The sequence below is a fragment of the candidate division KSB1 bacterium genome (genome assembly GCA_022562085.1).
In the GTDB taxonomy this organism is placed as follows: domain Bacteria; phylum Zhuqueibacterota; class Zhuqueibacteria; order Oceanimicrobiales; family Oceanimicrobiaceae; genus Oceanimicrobium.
Window position 1 is genome coordinate 1 of the sequence record JADFPY010000407.1, and the last position, 3,727, is coordinate 3,727.

5 protein-coding genes are annotated in these 3,727 nt (G+C 44.6%); 4 read left to right on the forward strand and 1 reads right to left on the reverse strand.

The window, feature by feature from the left end; genetic code table 11:
• Positions 1-94: 94 nt before the first annotated feature.
• The 4 genes from IH879_21295 (at position 95) to dprA (ending at position 2,697) form a co-directional block, all read left to right on the forward strand.
• On the forward strand, positions 95-343 hold the full coding sequence (locus IH879_21295; protein MCH7677463.1) for a type II toxin-antitoxin system prevent-host-death family antitoxin: 249 nt from the start codon (positions 95-97) through the stop codon (positions 341-343).
• A complete protein-coding gene (locus IH879_21300; protein ID MCH7677464.1) occupies positions 333-638 on the forward strand; it encodes a hypothetical protein in 306 nt (101 codons plus the stop codon). The genes IH879_21295 and IH879_21300 overlap by 11 nt, the downstream gene beginning before the upstream one ends.
• Positions 639-707: 69 nt before the next feature.
• Positions 708-1,430, forward strand: coding sequence for a redoxin domain-containing protein (locus tag IH879_21305; protein MCH7677465.1), 723 nt, complete (start codon positions 708-710; stop codon positions 1,428-1,430).
• Positions 1,431-1,593: 163 nt separating this feature from the next.
• Positions 1,594-2,697 (forward strand): DNA-protecting protein DprA, encoded by a 1,104-nt coding sequence (gene dprA, locus IH879_21310; GenBank protein MCH7677466.1) that lies wholly within the window; start codon positions 1,594-1,596, stop codon positions 2,695-2,697.
• 557 nt (positions 2,698-3,254) lie between these two features.
• Here dprA and IH879_21315 read toward each other — a convergent pair.
• On the reverse strand, positions 3,255-3,695 hold the full coding sequence (locus tag IH879_21315; GenBank protein ID MCH7677467.1) for a hypothetical protein: 441 nt from the start codon (positions 3,693-3,695) through the stop codon (positions 3,255-3,257).
• Between the last annotated feature and the right edge of the window lie 32 nt (positions 3,696-3,727).

Consider the following 3,727-nt stretch of genomic DNA (forward strand, 5'->3'; position numbering starts at 1 on the left):
GCCGTGGAGGAGAAATGAATTATTCTAATTGACTTTCTATCTTTTATAGTTTATCCTTTCAAAGTATAAACTTTTTAAGTTTTTGGAAAATAGAATGCGTGCAACAGCTAAAGAGTTAAGATTTAACACAAAGGAACTACTTGATACAGTGTCACGAGGTGAGGAAGTAATCATCACCTACCGCGGTAAACCTTGCGCAAAACTCGTCCCAATAGGTAATGAACAGAGTAATAAATCGGCTGGAGATGAATTGTTTGGCATTTGGCAAGATAATGATGCTGTAAAAAACGTTGAGGATTACGTTCAAAACTTAAGACAGGGCAGAGTTAAGAATGCTGGTTAATACTGATGTCTTAATCTGGTATATGAGGGGTAATAAAAAAGCCAAACAGGTCATTGAAGGTTTAATAAAATCTTTGACGATCCTGGTTTTCACCGCGAGTCCACTTTTCTCTCAAAACTCCGATATAAATAGCTATCCCATCGATCCGGAATTGGGTTTTTCGACCGGACCGGCAATCGGTGAAAAAGTTCCTGATTTTAGTTTACTCGATCAATTCGGTGAACTCAGAAGTCTAAAAGACCTGCTGGGCAAGAATGGCGCCGTTCTAAACCTTTATCGCAGCGCAGATTGGTGACCATTTTGTCGAAGGCAACTCGTTGAGTTCCAGGAAAAGTCGGCGCAGTTTCGTAACAAAGGCCTGAATGTGCTTGCCATAAGCTACGATCCCGTCAGTGTTTTGAAAGCTTTCTCCGACAAATACCAGATCACCTATCCCCTTCTTGCAGATGAAGGCAGTGAGGTCATCAAGAGTTTTGGTATATTCAATACTGAAGTCGATTCCGGCAGCCGTGGATTCGGCATCCCGCACCCGGGAATTTATGTGATTGATGAAAATCTGAGAGTTGTTGATAAACATTTCGAGCAATCTTATCGAGCGCGGCCAACTGCTGAGAATGTCCTCGTCACCATGTTGAAGAAGAAGCAAGACTCTAATGTTCACATTTTTGAGAAGAGTTATTTGATTGGCAGCATAGCGATTAGCGATACGGTTGCCTACCGCTCTCAGCTGCTTTCTGTTCAGGTCGACATCGATTTAAAGGATGGATTCCATCTTTATGGAAAGCCGATTCCGGAGGGATTCATCCCATTGGATATCGAATTTGAATCCAGTCCGAATTTTGAAGTGGATGAATTTAAATATCCTGAAACCAAAACGTTTAAAATAGAATCTCTGCAGGAAACCTTCCATATTTTACCTGACAGAATTAGTGTAAAGACTTTTCTTCGCATAAAAAACCGGCCTGAAGCGGGCAACCATACTATAAAAGCGACGATTACATTCCAGGCTTGCAACGATCGAGTCTGTATGATCCCGGAAAAACTCAAGTTTGATTTTCCACTAAGAATCTCCATCCAGCGGTTATAGAGTTAATGTATACCTCACAGAAATTCCCCCCTTGAGGGGGGATAAAAGGGGGGTGTTGGCAACGACCAATTTAACCGAGTTCAAATGAAAATAAATTCGGCGCCATTCGCTGGGGAATTATTTTTTACCTAATTATTTCAACCATCATTCATATTGAAAAAATATGATTTCCCTGAAGAATGAACAAGAGGAATTACTGCGGTTGAGCGCAGTGCCCGGTATCGGGCCCAACAAAATGCGCGCCTTAGTTGGACACTTTCGCTCTGTAAGAAAAGTATCAAAAGCTCCCCTTGGTGAGCTGTGCAAAGTAGCGGGAATCGATCAAAAAATCGCGGAAGACATCAGGACGTTTGATGGAAAACAATTTGCCAGAGAACAGGTAGAGAAACTTGAAAGCACCGGGGCGCGACTCGTCACTTTTTGGGATGAGGATTACCCTAAGCGATTAAAAGAGATTTATGATCCCCCGGTATTCTTATTCGTCAAAGGTGATTTTGCCGCAGAGGACAGGTATTCAATTGCCATTGTGGGAACGCGTCTCCCCAGTAACTATGGCAAACGGATCGCTGAAAAATTAACCTCCGGGTTATCCAGAAAGGGGCTCACGATTGTCAGTGGTCTCGCTTACGGAGTCGATACCCTGGCACATCGTCACGCGCTGCAAAACGGCAGCCGGACAATCGCAGTCCTGGGTTCCGGTGTGGATGTCATTTATCCGAATGAAAACAGAGCGCTTGCAAAAAAGATTGCATCGAATGGGGTTTTGTTGTCGGAGTTTCCATTAGGCACCGGCCCGGATAGAACCAACTTCCCGCGCCGAAACCGAATCATTTGCGGACTGAGTTTGGGCATTGTGGTGATTGAAGCCGGAATCAAAAGCGGGGCGCTGATCACCGCTTCCATGGCTTTAGACCAAAACCGCGAAGTCTTTGCGGTTCCCGGAAACATTGACAGTGCAAAAAGCTTTGGCACAAACGAGCTGATTAAGCAGGGAGCAAAAGTGGTAACTTCAGTTGAAGATATTCTGGATGAACTTCAGCCGCAGTTGGCTCCGATGCTCAGGAAAGACGCACCGACCCGCGAAGTCAGTTCATTAACGGAGGCTGAGAAAGCTCTTTTTGACATCCTGACAAATGAGCCCAGACACATCGATGAAATCGCCTCGAGTACGGGACAAAGTACATCCCGGGTCTTGTCGACCCTGCTATCTCTTGAGCTGAAAGATCTGGTTAAGCAGCACGCGGGGAAGTTGTTTGTGAGATTGTAGTCCCACCTCGAAGTCTTAACTAAATTACTTAACGGAATTTTTTTCATGAGTAAATCCAGAACGGTGAGACGCACAAAGTAAATTCCACTCGCGATTCCGGCGCTGTTGAACAGCATACGATTGATCTTGTCCGCCTTAAATCCATAGAAGAATTACAAAAACTTAAGTTGAAATCGGAAATAGAAAAAAATAATGGAGAAAGTAATTCACCTTAATTTGACCGCGTCATTTGAACATTTTTAATAAGCCTAATTTTGGGCTCACCTTAAAAAAATAATTTAGTCTCAAGAATTATTAGTGATTTTTCCCAAAATCGAAGAAAATTTTCAAATTAGTTTATTTCAGCAAAATCCCTTTACGCGTTGCCGTGAAATTCTATAGAAGTGACTTTGTCCAAGATACAGAAAAATTTGGCCATGCTCATTGCCCCTTTTTGTCTCTCTTTATGCTAAGAACCTCTCTCTGAAAGTTCTCTATAATTTGAAAAAAGCGACCAGAGAACCAAAAGATTGCTTCGCTGAGAGGCACTCGCAAAGACAGTATTTTGTAACCACTAATCAATATTCATCACCAAACCCGAACACCGGTTTGCGGCGTATCCAGCGGCCTTTGGTGAAATCCGGGAAGGCTTTCGGCTCACCCCCTTCGGCAATGGATTGTTCCGACAACGGTGTAATCACACTCCAGGCGGCAGCATCGTAAACATCCAGCGGCGGTGGCGCCTTTCTTTTGACCGATTCCACAAAAGCATTCAGGACATAAAAGTCCATGCCGCCGTGCCCGGAACCTTCCGCCTCTTTGCTGAATCGCTTCCACAACGGGTGGTCGAACTCCTCGAGGTAAGGCTCGGATGGCTCCCACTTATGCGGCTCAGGACTCCGCCCCTCGATGTAAATTTGATCTCCATCCTTCATCCAGATGCCTTTGGTTCCCTGCACCCGGTACCCAAGTGAGTACGGCCGCGGCAGGTTGGTGTCGTGCGGTTTCGCCGTTGGCACAGGAAATAACGGTGGTGACGATATCTCCAAAC